This is a genomic window from Mesorhizobium sp. WSM4849 (assembly GCF_055811385.1).
Map to the genome: position 1 here is coordinate 1 of NZ_JBVVPW010000138.1, position 239 is coordinate 239.

Genomic DNA, 239 nt, shown 5'->3' on the forward strand with positions numbered 1-239 from the left:
TGACACCGGACGTCGTGCCGGTCATTTCCCTGGCGCAAGAGCTGCCGGGGCTCGTTATCGCTACCGGCTTTTCCGGTCACGGCTTCGGCATCGGCCCCGGGGCCGGACATCTCGTCGCCGATCTCGTGACCGGAGACCCGCCCATCGTCGATCCCTCCGAGTTCCGCCTTTCGCGCTTTTCCGACGGCAGCCCGATTGAGATCGCTCCGCCGGTCTGAGGGTGGGTCAAGCACTTGCTG

The 239-nt window shown here is 66.1% G+C and carries 1 protein-coding gene; it reads left to right on the forward strand.

The features are described 5' to 3' along the window. On the forward strand, positions 1–218 hold a 218-nt coding region (locus AC0L3L_RS36545), incomplete at its 5' end, for an FAD-dependent oxidoreductase (RefSeq protein ID WP_473642235.1). Positions 219–239 lie beyond the last annotated feature (21 nt).